This window comes from Marinilabilia rubra, from assembly GCF_003121985.1.
GTDB lineage: Bacteria > Bacteroidota > Bacteroidia > Bacteroidales > Marinilabiliaceae > Marinilabilia > Marinilabilia rubra.
In genome coordinates, this window is the sequence record NZ_QEWP01000001.1 from 196,441 (window position 1) to 213,644 (window position 17,204).

At 43.4% G+C, this 17,204-nt stretch carries 12 protein-coding genes; 11 read left to right on the forward strand and 1 reads right to left on the reverse strand.

The window, feature by feature from the left end; all coding sequences use genetic code 11:
• Positions 1 to 6 precede the first annotated feature (6 nt).
• The 8 genes from DDZ16_RS00885 (at position 7) to DDZ16_RS00925 (ending at position 11,051) form a co-directional block, all read left to right on the forward strand.
• Positions 7 to 1,341, forward strand: a complete 1,335-nt coding sequence (locus DDZ16_RS00885) for a SpoIID/LytB domain-containing protein (RefSeq protein WP_109262531.1) — start codon at positions 7 to 9, stop codon at positions 1,339 to 1,341.
• A 257-nt stretch (positions 1,342 to 1,598) separates the two neighbouring features.
• Entirely contained in the window at positions 1,599 to 3,440 is a 1,842-nt protein-coding gene (locus tag DDZ16_RS00890) for an MFS transporter (RefSeq protein ID WP_109262532.1), read from the forward strand.
• 109 nt (positions 3,441 to 3,549) lie between these two features.
• The gene (locus DDZ16_RS00895; protein ID WP_109262533.1) at positions 3,550 to 5,067 is read left to right on the forward strand and encodes a glycoside hydrolase family 10 protein; all 1,518 of its coding nucleotides are present in this window, start codon (positions 3,550 to 3,552) and stop codon (positions 5,065 to 5,067) included.
• Positions 5,068 to 5,247: 180 nt separating this feature from the next.
• Positions 5,248 to 6,687, forward strand: coding sequence for a sodium:solute symporter (locus DDZ16_RS00900; RefSeq protein WP_109262534.1), 1,440 nt, complete (start codon positions 5,248 to 5,250; stop codon positions 6,685 to 6,687).
• 151 nt (positions 6,688 to 6,838) lie between these two features.
• Positions 6,839 to 7,948, forward strand: coding sequence for an acyltransferase family protein (locus tag DDZ16_RS00905; protein WP_109262535.1), 1,110 nt, complete (start codon positions 6,839 to 6,841; stop codon positions 7,946 to 7,948).
• Between the two features lie 305 nt (positions 7,949 to 8,253).
• A complete protein-coding gene (locus tag DDZ16_RS00910) occupies positions 8,254 to 8,973 on the forward strand; it encodes a pirin family protein (RefSeq protein WP_109262906.1) in 720 nt (239 codons plus the stop codon).
• A gap of 438 nt (positions 8,974 to 9,411) precedes the next feature.
• Positions 9,412 to 10,170 (forward strand): NYN domain-containing protein, encoded by a 759-nt coding sequence (locus tag DDZ16_RS00920; RefSeq protein WP_109262537.1) that lies wholly within the window; start codon positions 9,412 to 9,414, stop codon positions 10,168 to 10,170.
• Positions 10,171 to 10,346: 176 nt separating this feature from the next.
• On the forward strand, positions 10,347 to 11,051 hold the full coding sequence (locus DDZ16_RS00925; RefSeq protein WP_232526518.1) for an HAD family hydrolase: 705 nt from the start codon (positions 10,347 to 10,349) through the stop codon (positions 11,049 to 11,051).
• Between the two features lie 687 nt (positions 11,052 to 11,738).
• On the opposite strand, the gene DDZ16_RS00930 is transcribed toward DDZ16_RS00925, so the two are convergent.
• Positions 11,739 to 12,962, reverse strand: coding sequence for an exo-beta-N-acetylmuramidase NamZ family protein (locus DDZ16_RS00930; RefSeq protein WP_109262538.1), 1,224 nt, complete (start codon positions 12,960 to 12,962; stop codon positions 11,739 to 11,741).
• 254 nt (positions 12,963 to 13,216) lie between these two features.
• On the opposite strand from DDZ16_RS00930, the gene DDZ16_RS00935 reads away from it, so the two are divergent.
• From DDZ16_RS00935 to DDZ16_RS00945, 3 genes are all read left to right on the forward strand, one after another.
• On the forward strand, positions 13,217 to 14,596 hold the full coding sequence (locus DDZ16_RS00935; protein ID WP_158275582.1) for a transglutaminase-like domain-containing protein: 1,380 nt from the start codon (positions 13,217 to 13,219) through the stop codon (positions 14,594 to 14,596).
• Between the two features lie 205 nt (positions 14,597 to 14,801).
• Positions 14,802 to 15,965 carry a C40 family peptidase gene (locus DDZ16_RS00940; protein ID WP_109262540.1) on the forward strand — a complete coding sequence of 388 codons (1,164 nt, stop codon included), beginning with the start codon at positions 14,802 to 14,804 and terminating at the stop codon, positions 15,963 to 15,965.
• Positions 15,966 to 15,977: 12 nt separating this feature from the next.
• The gene (locus tag DDZ16_RS00945) at positions 15,978 to 17,123 is read left to right on the forward strand and encodes a dipeptide epimerase (protein ID WP_109262541.1); all 1,146 of its coding nucleotides are present in this window, start codon (positions 15,978 to 15,980) and stop codon (positions 17,121 to 17,123) included.
• The last annotated feature ends 81 nt before the right edge of the window (positions 17,124 to 17,204 follow it).

The window sequence follows — 17,204 nt, forward strand, 5'->3', positions numbered from 1 at the left end:
AATAGTATGCAACCAAATATAGAAGTAGGGGTGCTTTTTGCTCCCGAATTTTCTTTTACTTTGAATGGGGCTTATAAATTAAAAGCTACAGGTGAGGTGGTTGAGGGCGAAGGAGAAGCTCTTCTGAAGGATGGGGTCATTGCGATTATGATTAATGGCCAGGCCATCTCATCTGATTTTCCGGTGGAATTTGAGCCTGTGAATTATGAAGAAGCCGGTTTTGAATTGAAAGATGTGGTGATTGGCATCAATTTTCACTGGGAGCGGAAAGAAGACCAGCGGTTCAAGGGAACACTAAGAATCATCAGTGAGGATGGGCACCTGACAGCTGTTAACCGTTTACCTCTGGAAGATTACTTAATAAGTGTGATTTCATCGGAGATGAGTGCCACTTCTTCACCTCAGCTGCTGAGGGCCCATGCGGTGATCTCACGGAGCTGGTTGATGGCTCAGAAAGAAAAGGAGCAAAAACTGAAAGAAACAGGCAATTACGAAACCGTCATTGAAAGTGAGGGTGAAAAGATTAAGTGGTACGATCGTGAGGATCACATCAACTTCGATGTGTGTGCCGATGATCACTGCCAAAGATATCAGGGTATTACTAGAGCCTCTACAAAAGAAGTGGAGGCGGCCATTGCTGACACGTTCGGAGAAGTTTTGACCTACAATAATGAGATTTGTGATGCCCGGTTTTCAAAAGCTTGCGGTGGCATTGCAGAGGTTTTTGAGAATGTTTGGGAGCCGGTCAATCATCCCTACCTTACCAAGGTGATCGACAATGACTTTACACCGGAAGGATTCAGTTTGGATTTAAAGCAGGAGGATGCAGCGAATGACTGGATCACCGGAAATCCCCCGGCTTTCTGTAACACACAAGATAAAGAGGTGCTGGCACAGGTGCTCAACGACTACGATCAGGAAACTGCCGATTTTTACCGATGGAAAGTGACGTTGGAACAGGATGATGTGAAGCGACTATTGAAAAAGAAGATTGATTTGGAACTGGGCGATATCATCGATATGATTCCGGTTGAGCGAGGCGAATCCGGTCGTTTGATTCGTCTCAGGATTGTCGGAACCAAAGGAGGGCTGATCATCGGCAAAGAACTGGAAATCCGTAAAGCTCTGTCAGAATCTCACCTTTACAGTTCTGCTTTTGTGGTTGAAAAAGAAGCTGGTGAAGGAGATATTCCGAAGTCATTTACTCTGTTTGGTGCCGGTTGGGGCCATGGTGTTGGGTTATGCCAGATAGGAGCAGCCGTAATGGGAGCCAAAGGTTATTCTTATCAGGAGATTTTGAATCATTATTTCAGAGGGGCTGAATTGGAAAAACGTTATTGAATTGACGAGCTTCCGCTGATGCGGATTTAAAATTTGCATCTTTTTAATTCAGGATTTCTTTGAGATCAAAGCGACAGAGCCGAGCGGCAATCCTGTTTACAATAAATCAAAAAGATAAATTTTAAATAAAAGTGGATTGCAAATCCACTGCAAAAAGGGTGCGGATTACAAATCCGCACCAGGGAAGTTATCGTTTTGAGAAATTATAAATGTGCGATCACAGTTATTGCTAACGTGACAGTTAAATTTTTTGTGCTATGGGTTCAAAAAACCGTTCACCCTGGAGTTGGGTGCCTACTCTTTACTTTGCGCAAGGTATTCCTTATGTAATTGTGATGACCGTTTCGGTCATTATGTATAAGCGATTAGGCATTTCAAATGCTGATATTGCTTTGTACACCAGCTGGCTTTATCTGCCATGGGTCATTAAACCACTTTGGAGTCCCGTGGTAGATTTGCTTAAAACCAAACGTTGGTGGATTGTTGTAATGCAGATTTTGGTCGGTGCCGGACTGGCCGGTGTGGCTTTTTCGATACCGGTGCCCGATTTCTTTCAATACACACTGGCTTTTTTCTGGCTGCTTGCCTTCAGTTCGGCCACACACGATATTGCTGCTGATGGGTTTTACATGTTGGCTCTTGATGAGCATAAGCAAGCCTATTTTATTGGCATTCGAAGTACCTTTTACAGGGTGGCGATGATTACAGGGCAGGGATTGCTCATTATTCTGGCCGGATTTTTTGAAACCCATACAGGGCTGGATCCCATCGAATTTTCAGTGCGTACCAGGCCCGATCAACCCGCAGAAATTAGGGTGCCCGAGTTTGAAAAGGACGTTAAAAGCGATGAAAAGAGTTTTGTGCTCACGACGGATGACCTTCAGATTCCCACAAAAAAAGCAGCCCCGGAGACCATCGACAGCCTTATTCAATGGGCTGAGGATGAAAATCTTTCCAATGGCTTTGTTTTGCCTGAAAAAGCAAAAGAGGTTGAAGAGCCTGATGGATGGTTTTCCACCTATGTGTCCGGTCCGCTAAAAGAGACGCTGAAGTCAACCTTTGGACGGGATGAGGTCGTAGAATCTACCCTGAATCCCGGGAATATTGGAATTGTGGGTGTTCGGTTAACCAAAGCTCCTGAAACCGGTGAAAAGGTAATCCTGAATACCGGTATTCGAAAAGGTGATGAGAGTATTAAATTAATAGAGGGAGAGCGCATTGAGGTGAGTCCTGCCAACTGGCAGAAGATGGCCTGGATAGTGGTTCAGCTCGACCCCAAACTTGAAGGCGCAACCAATGCGTGGTATGAAGGTCGTTCCGGGAATATTCCTTTGGCCTGGACCATTACTTTTGTTATTCTTGCGGGCATGTTTGTGGTGTTTTTCCTTTATCATCGGTTTATTCTGCCACGTCCCGATTCGGATAAAGCAACTGTTCAGGGAGAAGGTGAAAACCTTTTTTCTGAGTTTTTTGCCACTTTCAAATCCTTTTTCACTAAAGAAAACACCGGTCCGGCCTTGGCTTTCCTGTTGTTATTCCGGCTCGGAGAATCACAAATCGTAAAACTGGCTTCACCATTTATGCTGGATGCACGTGAAGTAGGCGGTTTGGGACTTACTACCGGTGATGTTGGGCTTATTTACGGAACTATTGGTATTCTTGCCCTTACCCTGGGCGGAATTCTTGGCGGCCTGGTAGCCTCAAAGCATGGTCTTAAATTCTGGCTTTGGCCCATGGCTTTTGCAATGAACCTTCCCAACCTGGTATTTGTGTATCTGTCGTATGTTACCCCTCAAAGCATGTGGCTCATCTCAGCATCAGTAGCCGTTGAGCAGTTTGGCTATGGATTTGGGTTTACCGCCTACATGCTTTATATGATCTATTTTGCAGCAGGCAACCATAAAACTGCACACTATGCTATTTGTACCGGACTCATGGCTCTTGGTATGATGATTCCGGGAATGATTTCAGGTTGGATTCAGGAGATTGTGGGCTATGAGAATTTCTTTATCTGGGTGGTGATATGTACCATCCCCGGCTTCATTGTTCTTAAGTTTCTGAAAATTGATCCCACTTTTGGTATCAAAAAGAAAGAGTAATTTAAGGCTGAGACTGAGGTTAAGGCTAAGATAACTCTCGATCTTAATCTCAACCTCAGTCTCAACTTATCTGCCATCTTAAATCTAATAATCTTAGATCTAATACAATATGTTACGTAAACTAACATTCCTATCCATCCTGTCGCTTTTTGTTGCTTCACTGCAAGCCAGAGAATACCCCAAGCGCGAGATGCGAGCCATCTGGATTGCTACAGTGGCCAATATCGACTGGCCTTCAAAGTCGGGGTTGTCGGTAGATATGCAGCAGGAAGAAATGCTTGAGCTTTTCGATCTGGCCAAAGAGTACAATCTTAACACCGTTATATTTCAGGTCAGACCATCTACAGATGCTTTTTTCCCTTCAGATTTGGAGCCATGGTCGCAGTGGCTTACCGGAGAGCAGGGTCAGGCACCGGATCCTTATTACGATCCTCTGGAGTTTGCGATCGAAGAAGGGAGAAAGAGGGGCCTTGAGATACATCTCTGGTTAAACCCTTACCGGGCAGTGGTGGATACTGCGAAAGCTTCAGTTGCTGATGATCATCCCGTAAATCAACATCCCGATTGGTTTGTAACCTATGGTAAGGCCCGGTATTTCAATCCCGGATTGCCCGATACCCGCAACCATGTGGCCACGGTGGTGGCTGATGTATTGAAACGATACGATGTGGACGCCCTCCATTTCGATGATTATTTTTACCCCTACCGAATTGCCGGGGAGGAATTCCCCGATCAGGAAGCATTTGAAATGTATCCCCGTGGTTTTTCGTCCGACCAAAAAGATGACTGGCGTCGCGATAATGTGGATCTGATAATTGAACAATTACATGACACAATAGAAAGTGTTAATCCATCAGTAGCGTTTGGTATCAGTCCTTTTGGTGTTTGGCGGAATCAGTCGGTCGATCCGCGTGGATCAGCCACCCGTGCCGGACAAACCAATTATGATGATCTGTTTGCCAATATTCTTCGCTGGCAAGAGGAAGGGTGGATCGATTACATCACACCTCAAATATACTGGCACATTGGGAAGGAGGTGGCCGATTATGCGATTATAGCCGATTGGTGGAGTAAAAATGCCCTGGGATGCCGGCTATACATCGGACAGGCATTCTACCGCATTAACCGCGATTCCAAAGATCGTGAATGGCGATCGTCCAGGCAGATTCTGAAGCAGATTAAACTGAATCGTACTTACCCTAATATTGATGGCAGTATGTTTTTTAGTGCCAAATCTCTTAGAAGTAATCCCCGCCGGTTGAAAGAAAAGCTGCTGAGAAAGGCATATCGTTATGAGGCTCTGCCCCCGGTCAACCCTAGGGTTGAACAGGAGACTCCCGAGGTTCCCCAAAATCCTGAAATCAAGTTGGCAGGAGACTCTATTCATATGACGTGGGAACCCGGAGAAAACAATGAAACGTTTGTAATCTATAAGTTTAAACGTGGAAAACAGGCCAACACCGAAGACCCTGAAAATATTTTTGCCGTAACCGGAATGAATGAAATCACTTTCGAAGTAGACCGCAAAACGCATCCCCGAAAGTATTATTTTGTAATTTCGGCCATGAGCCATACCAATATTGAGTCGGTTACGGAGTTTTTTACCGATGTAAGTCTGGAGGATTAAGGTTGAGACTAAGGTAAAGGTTTAGACTAAGGTTGAGTAGAGACGCGCCAAACTCGAGGTATCTTTTAAAGATTCACGGCTTCCGGAGAGGATAGTAAAGACGCACGGCCGTGCGTCTCTACCCACACATCAGCCTCTACCTACACCTCACCCTTAACCTCACCCTCAATACTATAAACTATGAGCACAACACTTGTTTTACTGGTTATTCTGGGCTTTTTCACTGCCCTTTTTCTGATATCGTGGTTTTCATCGCGAAACAGCAACAGCGAAACTTTTTTTACGGGTAACCGCCAATCTCCATGGTATCTTGTTGCTTTTGGCATGATTGGCGCCACTATTTCAGGTGTCACATTTATATCTGTTCCGGGTGAAGTTGGCAACAGTGCGTGGAGCTATTTCCAGTTTATTCTTGGTAACTTTGTGGGCTACTGGATAATTGCTCTGGTGCTGTTGCCACTTTACTATAAACGTAACCTGGTATCCATTTATACTTATCTCGATCAGCGTTTTGGTCTGAGATCTTATGAGACAGGATCTTTCTTTTTTCTGGTATCTCAAACCATTGGTGCTTCATTCAGGCTTTATCTGGTTGCCGGGGTTTTGCAGATTTCCTTTTTCGATGCGTTGGGTGTTCCGTTTTGGGTAACTGTGCTTGCTACCATAACGCTCATTTGGCTTTACACCTATAAAGCCGGCATTAAGACAGTCGTTTGGACCGATACATTGCAGACGTTCTTTATTCTGCTTTCTGTAGTTGTGACCATTATTGTTGTTCTTCAACAGCTGGATATGAGTTTTGGGGAAATGATTCAGGCTATTGACAGCCATCCCCGAAGTAAAATTTTTGACTGGAACTGGCGTTCCGGAACCAACTTTTTCAAACAGTTTATCGCTGGAATCGGAATTACTATTGTGATGACCGGGCTGGATCAGAATATGATGCAGAAGAGCCTGACGTGTAAAAATCAGAAAGAGGCCCAGAAGAACCTGTTTTGGTTCAGTCTGGCATTTGTGTTAACCAATCTGATGTTTCTGGGGCTGGGGGTGATGTTGTATCATTATGCCGCAGAAATGGGCATTGAATTGCCTCAACGAACGGATGATGTTTTTCCACTGCTGGCTATAAAATATTTTGGGACTGCTGTTGGTGTTTTCTTTCTTTTGGGGATTACGGCAGCTGCCTATTCGAGTGCAGACTCAGCACTTACAGCACTTACCACAGCCTTTTGCATCGACTTTCTCAAGGTTAACCCCAAACTACCGTCCACAGAAAAAACCAGAATTAAAGTCCACATAGCTTTTTCCTTTATTATGTTTTTGGTCATCGTGATTTTCCGCATTATCAATGACGAGAGTGTGGTTAACTCGGTGTTTACAGCTGCCGGATATACTTATGGACCTTTGCTTGGGTTGTTTACTTTTGGTATCCTGACAAAACGCAGCACCAGAGACCGGTTTGTACCTTATATTAGCGTACTCTCACCCATATTGTGTTACATCATTAGCTCCAATTCGGAACAGTGGCTCGGAGGCTATAAGTTTGGTTTTGAACTATTGTTGCTTAACGGATTCCTGGTGTTTATGGGACTTTTGATGTTTTCAGGTAAGGAAAAGTAGACTCGTGGTCAGTAATCAGTGATCAGTCAGTGAACAGTTGAACAACCAACCCATCACCCAGCAACCAGAACCCCGAACCCCGCACCTTACACCCAGTACCTTATACCCAGCCCCAATAAAAAGTAGTCTAATGAGTAAATAATATCTACAAATGAAGCAATCACAAAGATATCTGGCCCTCGATGTTCTGAGGGGGATGACCATCGCCTTAATGATTACGGTAAACACTCCCGGAAGCTGGCAGTATGTTTATGCGCCCTTGCGCCATGCCAGCTGGCATGGATGTACTCCGACTGATTTGGTTTTTCCGTTTTTTCTGTTTGTGGTAGGCGTTTCCATGTTTTTTTCATTCGGGAAATATGGAAGTACCTTAAACTCCGAATCACTTAAACGGCTGGGACGAAGAACCCTGTTAATCTTTGCCATCGGCCTGTTTTTGAACTCCTTTCCGCAATGGTCGCACGATTTTAGTAAGCTGCGCATAATGGGGGTACTTCAACGAATTGCACTGGCCTACGGAATTGGTTCGCTGATTGTGTTGTCTGCACCCCGCAAATATATCCCCTTCATCGGTGTTGGTATTTTGCTGGCCTACTGGGGTATCCTGGCCTGGTTTGGCGGTGCCGATCCTTACAGTTTGGAGGGCAATGCCGTCATTCCTTTCGATAAGGCGATATTAGGTAAGCAACACCTCTACACCGGGTTTGGAATACCTTTTGATCCTGAAGGTCTGCTGAGCACCGTTCCAGCCATCGTCACCGTTTTATTGGGGTACATGACAGGTGTGATTATTAAGAACACCGAACGTGTAAAAGTCCCTGGTCGTCTCGCATTATATGGTTTGATTGCTGCTGTGATTGGCCGTCTTTGGGGAGTCGTTTTCCCCATCAACAAACCATTATGGACAAGTTCGTATGTCCTTTACACAGCCGGATTGGCAGCTTTGTTTTTGGCACTTCTGGTGTTCATTATCGACATTAAGGGTTATAAAAAATGGACCTCCTTCTTCGTGGTATTCGGTATGAATCCTTTATTTATCTATGCACTTTCCGGGTTATGGGCCCGTACGTTAGGTGTCCTCATAAAAGTAGAAACAGCCGATGGCTCGGTAATGAGCGGAAGTGCATGGCTCTATCAGAATGTTTTTGTCCCCCTTGCCGGAAACATGAACGGTTCGTTGCTTTTTGCACTGACCCACATCTTCTTTTTCTGGTTAATCGGTTTTATACTCTATAAGAAACGAATTTTTATTAAAGTGTAATTCAATATTACAATAGATCGTTAGATCTAAGATTTAAGAGGAATTCCACTCCCTCTCGTTTTCAACGAGTGGGTAATTAACCGTCGTCTGTGACGACATTAAGATGTTATAAGTCTTGTTTTTTAGTTCCTCGTCAAATACGAGAATGTGTTAACCCCTCGTTGCAAACGAGGGGTAGGATGGTTATGAGGGCTGCCCCGCAATTATGGAGGCAGCCTTCTGTATATTCTGTTATCGTATTTGCTTGTGAACCTTTGTTTTTAACAAATGTTTCAGAGAAAACGAATATACCTGAAGGAGATAAGATGAAAAAGACCATTCACAGAAACGATACTCGGGGACATGCAGCCCATGGATGGCTGGATACCTGTCACACATTTAGTTTTGCCAATTATTACGATCCCGAAAGATTACAGTTTGGTGCCCTGAGGGTGTTGAATGACGATTCTGTACAACCGGGTATGGGATTTGGGAAACATCCCCATGACAATATGGAAATTATTACCATTCCACTTTTTGGTGATCTTGAGCACAAGGACAGTATAGGAAATGAAGGTGTCATAAAAGAGGGTGATGTTCAGGTAATGAGTGCCGGAAAAGGAATATTTCACAGTGAGAAGAACCACAACAGGGATAAAGAGGTTAAGTTTTTGCAAATTTGGGTTTTACCAAATAAGCAAGACGTTGAACCCCGCTACGATCAAATTTCAATACGCGAATTATCTGTCCCCAATCAGTTTTATCAGATTCTTTCCCCTAATTCCGAGGATCAGGGAGTCTGGATTCATCAGTACGCCTGGTTTTTTATGGCTGATTTGGAAGCTGGTAAAAGTGCTTCGTACAAACTTAATGGTGACCACCACGGTGTTTACCTGTTTGTGATTGAGGGGCAAGTGAAGCTTGTCGGGGAGGTTTTAAATAAACGAGATGGAATAGGTTTAAGAGAAATTGAATCAGTTACGGTTGAGGCATCTGAAGATAGCTGCCTGCTGCTAATGGAAGTGCCGGTGTCAAAGAAAGACTGATTTTTATCTCTCCTCAAAAGCGAGGATGAATAACCCCCTCGTTTTAAATAGTGTGTGTCCATAAAGTCCCATTTGCCGCGTTACGCTTGCCCGAAAATTACTCATCCCGAAGGGTCGGGACTGCGTGTTTTCGGGCTTCGCAAGTCCCCGAAGAAAAATCGGGGCAGGCTTTGTAAATGAAACTTTCTCAACAGGCACATAAATTTTGGCACTGTTTGCTTAGTTTAAAGACGGGCTAAATAATGTCAGGTGAAATGGCATAATATTTTTTCAGTGGCCAATGATGATTTATCGGGAAAGGGTGAAAACAGGATCTCTTTTTGCTTTCTGAAAGTCTGATATATTTCGTAGCTTAGAAGATAAAAGCAGCCGGGAAAATCTCTGGTTAAGTTTTTCCGGGTGAAAAATCTACCACAAAGTTCCATTAAAGTAAACCTTATGAATATGAATTTTGCCGTTTTAATTGACGGAGATAACATCCCTTCTGCTCATGTAAAAGAGATGATGGAAGAGATCGCTAAATACGGAAATCCCACCATAAAGCGGATTTATGGGGACTGGACCAAGCCTCACCTGGGGAAGTGGAAGAGCATTTTACTTGAAAATGCCATTACTCCCATTCAGCAATATGGTTATACAACCGGTAAAAATGCCACTGATTCGGCCATGATTATTGATGCCATGGACATCCTCTATTCTGGAAAGGTTAATGGTTTTTGTCTGGTTTCGAGCGATAGTGATTTTACCCGTCTGGCTACCCGGTTACGGGAAGCCGGGATGCAGGTTCTCGGTATTGGCGAAAAGAAAACGCCCGATCCTTTTATTGTGGCTTGTGATAAATTTATTTATCTGGAGATATTAAAAGGTGAATCGGAACAAAAGGAAACAAGTGAAGATAAGCTTAATGGGAAAGAATCGGTGGATAAACTTTCAATCAAAGAAATAAGGCTGATTGAATCCTCAATCGCTGCAACCTCAGATGAAGATGGATGGGCATTTCTTGGGGATGTGGGTAGTTTGATACAGAAGAAACGTCCCAACTTTGATTCCAGAAACTATGGTTTTCAGAAATTAACCCCCCTTATTAAATCACTCGGGAATATTGAAATAGAGTTAAAAGAAAATCCCAGGAGTCAGCATAAATTGATTTATGTGAGAATCAAAGAGAAAAGCAAGACCAAGAGGAAAAAGGGATAATTTTAAGTCACAATAGCCCGTTATTCCGATGATTCTCGATTGTAATGTTTTGTTATTTAGTTATTTGAGGTCAATGCAGCTTGGCTATAAAAGTGCTAGTTATCAGAAATATTTGAAGTATCTTACATCTAACCTGACTGCTGTCAGGCAGGTATCTAAAAATCTAACGATCTATTGTGAAAATTAATACCAATTTTGAAGTCATTGCCTTTGATGCTGATGACACCTTATGGATGAATGAACCCTATTTCAGAGGAATGGAAAGTGACTATTGCAGGTTGCTTTCCAAATACGGCACAGAGGAAGAGATTTCCGCGGAGCTTTTGAAGACCGTTATTAAAAACCTTGAATTATATGGCTATGGCGTAAAAGGGTTTGTGCTCTCCATGATAGAAACGGCACAAAAAAAGAGTAAAGGTGAAGTGGATCAGCAGGTGATTGCCCAAATACTGGAACTGGGCAAATCTCTTCTGCAAAAGCCTGTGGAGATTTTGGACGGCGTGCATGAAGTACTGCAAGCCCTTTCGGAGGAACGGGTAAAGCTTATTGTGGCTACGAAGGGGGATTTGCTCGACCAGGAGAGGAAACTCGCTAAGTCGGGACTGGAGAAGTACTTCCACCATGTGGAGGTGATGAGCGATAAAAAAGAGGACAACTACCGCAAGCTTCTGGCTCATTTAGACATTGCTCCTGAAGATTTTCTAATGGTGGGTAATTCTCTGAAATCAGACATCGTTCCTGTTTTAAACATTGGAGCCCATGCGGTGTATGTTCCTTATCACGTTACGTGGACGCTCGAAGAGGTTGAAAAACCGGATAACCTGAAAAATTTTGAAGAGATTAGTCATCTGGTGGAGTTGCTGGATTTGTTGAGGGAATAAAACTGAATTTGGCAAAATGCTTTCGTTTTCAAGGTATGGGTAACTTAATGTTGTTTGTGGCGACAAAGATTTCGGGATGACTTGTATTTTAATTTCCCGTCAAAGACGAGGGTGGGTGAACCCCTCGTTGCAAACGAAGGGTAGGGCGGCAGGTAACTTCCACTCATAAATATAAAATATCGTTTTTAGCCACCGGATTTTTAGGCATTAAAAGGGAATAACGACCCCGGACAGACAACTTGAGGCCCTAAATTGATTTTTACAGTCCCCTGCAGCCTGCAGCCCGTTTCTGCCAAAATTTATTTCTTCCTGCAGACTGCAGCACGTTTTCTACAACGCCGGATGCTTCCTGCAGGCTGCTGCAGCCTTTAAATTGAAAATAACGACCCTGTGCAGCTAAATCTGGAATCTTGTTTGGTTCTTACGACTTTCTGCAGCCTGCCAAGGCCTGTCGTTATAGTCGGGAGCTGGTTGTTGGTTGCAGGAGGCCATCGGAAGAAATTTACAGGGCAATGCAGACTGTCCTGCTATCTACTTCCTCTCGTTTTCAACGAGTGGGTGTTTCACCGTCATCTGCGACGACAATGAAAGAGCAAGTGGCTTGTTATTCAAGTATACGTCAAAGAAGCAGGGGGAGGAGAATCTGCGAACATCGGTTCCGTCTGTGTCATCTGCGTTCTTAATCAATTAATAGAGAAAACTCTTCTTAGCCGATTTTTTAAACTTCTCAATGTCCTGTGTCCAGAGCTTCATGATGTCTTTCACTTTGAAATTTTTCTCAAAAGCCTTTCTTACTTTATCGGTTCCACATACTTTGTCGAACATCCCCAAACGTGATGGCTCGCACATCTCGAAAACATTCTTTTCAGGATTCATCTTGTAAGCTTCCTGAAGCACATAAAACTGAATAAGCGACAAAGGGGCTTTTTCAATCTCGGTGAGATGAACCTGAACGCCTTCAATTTCTTCGCCTTTATAAGTGCTGTAGTAAGGTTTGAAGTAGACCGGACGAAACATAACGCCTGGTAATTCCAGTGCCTGTAGCTTTTTGGCAAGCTGGTTGGCATCCAGCCAGTCGGCTCCAAAGAGCTGAAAGGGCAGTGTGTAGCCCACGCCGATATTGTAAACATACAATTCGCCTAAAATACCCGATGCCGGATAGTAGTAAGCCGAATGAGCGTGTGGGATATGTGGAGAAGACATCACCCAGGGCAACCCTGTTTCTTCAAAATTCATGTCGCGTTTCCAACCCTCCATTTTGATGACTGTCAGGTCGCACTGTACTCCGTCTTTTAATAGTTTCTGTTTATTCAGGTAAGTGGCCAGTTCTCCAACCGTAAAGCCGTGAACATAAGTTATCGGAAACTGACTTACGAATGAAGTGAATTCCGGCTCGGTTACAGCGCCCTCAAACTTGTTTCCGCCTAAAGGGTTGGGACGGTCTAACACCATGAATTCAATGTTGTTTTCTGCTGCGGCCTCCATGGCCAATCCAAGCGTACTTATAAATGTGTAAGACCTTGATCCGATATCCTGAATGTCGTAAACCAGCACATCAATTCCTTCAAGCATTTTGGGTGTTGGTTTACGCGTTTTTCCGTATAGACTGAATACGGTGATGCCTGTGGCGGGGTCGGTGGCATTTTCAACCTTTTCGCCTGCTGCAATATTACCTCTAACTCCATGCTCCGGTCCGTACAATGCTACCAGTTCCACATTCTCTGCCTCATGCAGAATGTCAACGGTGGATTTCAGATTTGAATCAACACCTGTGGGGTTGGTTATTAAACCCACTTTTTTTCCTTCGAGATAAGCAAAATTGTGATTCTTTAAGGTTTCAATGCCCGTTTTTACCTGGGCCGGGCTGTTGAAAAACATTCCCAGAAATAAAAAAGATAATATAAGTTTCATGTTTGTCTTTATTTTAAACGGGGGCTCTTTGGAAAAACATCCTGAAACTCCCGCTTGGATGTTAAAAGTAACCCCTGGTTCGAAAAATTCTTGTTTTTGTGACGAGTTCGTTGTAGGTTTGTAATATGTAATACAACAAACAAAAGTATGCAAAGTTTTTGAATTTTTAATACAATCGGATGGCTGATCGTTTCAAAAAAATAATCAATCTGTTAATTACCATTTCTTTTTTATCCGGTTTATCCTGCAATAATATGAAATTTGAAAACGGTTTAAAAGAGCGGCTTACCTGTTTATTTGAAAGCGGCGAATTTGACAAAGTTGAATTCCTTCTGGATTCGATAAATGTTTCTGAGCATGAATACATCGTTTTTGCAGACAGTCTGAAGGATTATATGCACCGTTTTCGGCTTGAATACCCTGTATCTTCCTCCCAGCTCAAAAAAGCCATTGAGCAAAAGGGAGTGAAATGTTCTGAAGGGCTGATTCAGCAATGGGAGAAAAGAGGTATGCTGGAGTATAAGTTTATGAATGGGGTGAAATGGTATTTCAGGAATGCTGTTTACAATCTTTTTTTGCTTAACGATTCTCTCAGATCCCTGGCCGGTTATACGGGACTAAATGAAAAAGGGCTTGGCGAATTTTGCGTTAAACACATTCAAGAAGTACTGATGGCTTACGGGGATGAAGTGAATGGAGAGCCTGTATTGGATGCTTCGATGATGCTAAAATATTCGATGACCTTTATGCCGGGGGTTGTTCCCTCTGGAACTCTGATTTCAGCGTGGATGCCTTACGGCGCAAGAGATTGCGAACGTCAAACCGGGGTAAGACTTTTCCGGAGTCATCCTGCTGAACCCGGTATTAGTGGTATTAATTGCCCTCATCAATCGCTCTTTTTAAGTCAGGTCTCTGCTAAAGATTCGCCTGTTACATTCTCTTCAACTATTGGTATTACCGGGCATGCCAGTTATTTTTCGCCTTCTCTTTTATCTCCCATCCGGTTTGGAGATGTTCCCGATTCCATTGGAAGGCATCTCGGGGAGAGGCATCCTCATATTGTATTTTCGAAAAAAATCAGGCATCTGGCAGATTCCCTTACTCATCCTGATATGACCCCCTATGAAGTTGTAAAGGCTTTTTATTATTGGATAGATTCAAATATCCCCTGGGCGTCCGCCGTAGAGTATGGTCTTATTTCCAATATTCCTGAATATACGCTTGAACACATGCATGGGGACTGCGGCATGCAGACTTTATTGTTTATGACTCTGTGCAGGTATAAAGGAATTCCCGCGCGATGGCAAAGTGGCTGGATGTTACATCCAGGGTATGTCAATCTTCACGACTGGTGTGAAGTTTGGTACCCTACAGTTGGATGGGTGCCTGTTGATGTATCTTTTAAGCTTCAGAAAAGCCGGAATATCAGAATTAGAGAATTTTATATATCCGGCATTGATGCTTACAGGTTTATTGTCAATAATGATTATGGCAGAGAATTCTGCCCGCCTAAGAAATGGCTGCGTAGTGAACCATGGGATTTTCAGAGAGGGGAAGCCGAATGGGAGAGAGGAAATTTATACTTTAATCAGTGGTCACGGGAAATGGAGGTCGAGTATCTTCCCGAAATGTAAAAAAATATAATTTTTTCAAGGTGGTCTGTAATTTTAAATGGACTATTAATAAAGGGCTAGCGGAATTTTATGGGTGATTTTAAACATGTAATACATGTTATGTGGTATAAAAAGTTGAAAATTTGTTTGGATTTTGAAATCTTAACATTATTTTTGAAGTCTGTAAGATGTAATACAAGAATATATACTAGTAGCAAAGTTCTGTATGGATGTTTTAAAATTTGTAATAATTGTCTCCCTTTTATTTGCATTTACGCAATGCAAGAATGATGAGATAATGGATGATGAGATCTCCCGGTTTAGGGTTGAACATGTGGGAGACTTGCGGGAACAGGTTTTTAGCATCTCCCCTGAGCGGGTTGGAGGAATGACTTATATATTGCATGGAGAGCTGGATGACGATGCTTTAAAAGGGCGCTTGCTTTCCGAACTTAAGCAAAAAGGTTTTAAAATTCAGGACAGTATCAAGGTTCTTCCGATGGGAGTGCCAGAACTTCATGCACTGGTTGAATTGAGTGTGACTACTATTAGATCTTCGCCTTCTCACACAAGTTCAATGCTGAGTCAGGCACTAATGGGAACGCCTGTAAAGGTTCTGAAAAAAGAGGGTGGCTGGGTTTTTATTCAGACTCCTGATAAATATCTGGGGTGGTGTGAAGCCGGTTCTATTCATTATATGAACAAGCAGGAATGGAACACCTGGAAAAGTGCCGGGAGGGTGATGGTAATTGAAAGGAGTAAAAACCTGAAAGATTTATCAGGCGAACATGTGGTAAGAGATCTTGTGGCCGGTAATATATTGGAAGTTATGGACAAAGCACCAGGTGGTTTTGTTGTGGAAACCCCTGATGGAAAGGTGGGTGTTGTTGAAGAAAGTCAGGTCGTTCCATTTAAGGAATCCACCTTCTCTGTTCCGGTAGATATTCAGAAGGTTAAGGCGGATGCCCTGGATTTATTGGGAACTCCTTACTTATGGGGAGGAACTTCTGTCAGGGCCCTTGACTGCAGCGGGTTTACAAAGACTGTTTATCAAATGAACGGGGTTATTTTAGCCAGAGATGCCTCCTTGCAGGCTCGTCATGGAGAGGCTGTGCAGGTTGATGAGGGGTGGCAAGGATTCGACATTGGTGATCTGCTTTTCTTCGCCCCCAATGAGAACAGTGAACGGATTACTCATGTGGGGCTTTATATTGGAGACTCTGAGTTTATACATGAAGCCGGAAGGGTAAAAATAAACAGTCTTGATAGTACCAGAGCCAACTACAGCGATTACAGAGAACGTACACTGAAACAGGTTCGACGCATCCGGGGCATGGAAGACTCTGAGGGAATAATACCCATGTTGGAACACCCCTGGTATGTTAATTAAAAAGCCGAGAGTATGAAGCTTATTAAAAACAGAAGAGACTTTATTAAGGTGGCAGGGATGCTGGCCGGATCTGCTTTTATGGTACCCACGTTGGCAGGATGTCAGCAGACAGCAAATAAAAAAACAACAACAGGAGGGAAGTCAATGGTTCTAAGATTCAAGCCTTACGAATTGCAATTGAAACACGTTTTTACCGTAGCTGCCGGTAGCAGAACAACAACTCCGGTTATGCTTACCGAAATTGAGTATGACGGAATTATTGGTTACGGGGAAGCGTCTATGCCTCCATATCTGGGTGAGAGTCATGAATCGGTACGAAAATTTCTTTCAAAAGTTGATCTGTCCCGCTTTAAAGATCCGTTTTTAATGGAAGATATACTGAATTATGTGGATCAGATTGCTTCCGGGAATTATGCTGCCAAAGCTTCCGTGGATATTGCCCTTCACGATTTGGTCGGGAAACTGATGGGGCAGCCCTGGTACCGCATTTGGGGACTGAATCCTGCCGAAACGCCCGATACTTCTTTCACTATTGGAATTGATAAGCCCGAAGTGGTAAAGGAGAAAACGCGGGAGGCTGCCCCATACAATATATTAAAAGTCAAGCTTGGAGGTGGCAACGACCAGGAAATGATTCAGTCGGTAAGGTCGGTAACTGACAAACCCATTTGTGTGGATGTCAATCAGGGATGGAAAGATCGCCGTGAAGCCCTTGACCTGATTCACTGGCTTAAGGAAGAAGGTGTGGTGTTTGTGGAACAGCCCATGCCCAAAACCGCTATTGACGATCTGGCCTGGCTGGCCGCTGAAAGTCCGCTGCCAATAGTGGCTGATGAAGCACTTCAAACTGTTGACGATGTGCGTAAAGCATACGGACTCTACAATGGTATCAATATAAAGCTAATGAAATGTGGCGGTATGAGGGCGGCCCATCAAATGGCGCTCACAGCCAAATCTCTTGGTATGAAAGTTATGTTTGGATGTATGACCGAAACTTCCTGTGCCGTTACTGCTGCAGCCCAACTCTCCCCCATGGCCCATTGGGCCGATCTGGATGGAAATCTCCTGATTAGTAATGATGTTTTTAATGGTTTGAAAGTGGTGGATGGCAGAATTGTCTTGCCTGATCGGCCCGGTATTGGGGTGGTGGAAAGTTAAGATTATCTATGGATGAAAAGGGTATGATTACTTGCAAGTTTTGAACTATAAATAATGATAATGAATAATTTATATAATAAA

Bases quoted from the DNA above. Each gene is read 5' to 3' on its own strand.
- DDZ16_RS00930 (WP_109262538.1), bottom strand. From the start codon at position 12,962: ATGAAACTTATATTATCTTTTTTATTTCTGGGAATGTTTTTCAACAGC.
- DDZ16_RS00935 (WP_158275582.1), top strand. From the start codon at position 13,217: ATGAAATTTGAAAACGGTTTAAAAGAGCGGCTTACCTGTTTATTTGAA.
- DDZ16_RS00940 (WP_109262540.1), top strand. From the start codon at position 14,802: ATGGATGTTTTAAAATTTGTAATAATTGTCTCCCTTTTATTTGCATTT.
- DDZ16_RS00890 (WP_109262532.1), top strand. From the start codon at position 1,599: ATGGGTTCAAAAAACCGTTCACCCTGGAGTTGGGTGCCTACTCTTTAC.
- DDZ16_RS00895 (WP_109262533.1), top strand. From the start codon at position 3,550: ATGTTACGTAAACTAACATTCCTATCCATCCTGTCGCTTTTTGTTGCT.
- DDZ16_RS00900 (WP_109262534.1), top strand. From the start codon at position 5,248: ATGAGCACAACACTTGTTTTACTGGTTATTCTGGGCTTTTTCACTGCC.
- DDZ16_RS00920 (WP_109262537.1), top strand. From the start codon at position 9,412: ATGAATATGAATTTTGCCGTTTTAATTGACGGAGATAACATCCCTTCT.
- DDZ16_RS00945 (WP_109262541.1), top strand. From the start codon at position 15,978: ATGAAGCTTATTAAAAACAGAAGAGACTTTATTAAGGTGGCAGGGATG.
- DDZ16_RS00885 (WP_109262531.1), top strand. From the start codon at position 7: ATGCAACCAAATATAGAAGTAGGGGTGCTTTTTGCTCCCGAATTTTCT.
- DDZ16_RS00910 (WP_109262906.1), top strand. From the start codon at position 8,254: ATGAAAAAGACCATTCACAGAAACGATACTCGGGGACATGCAGCCCAT.
- DDZ16_RS00905 (WP_109262535.1), top strand. From the start codon at position 6,839: ATGAAGCAATCACAAAGATATCTGGCCCTCGATGTTCTGAGGGGGATG.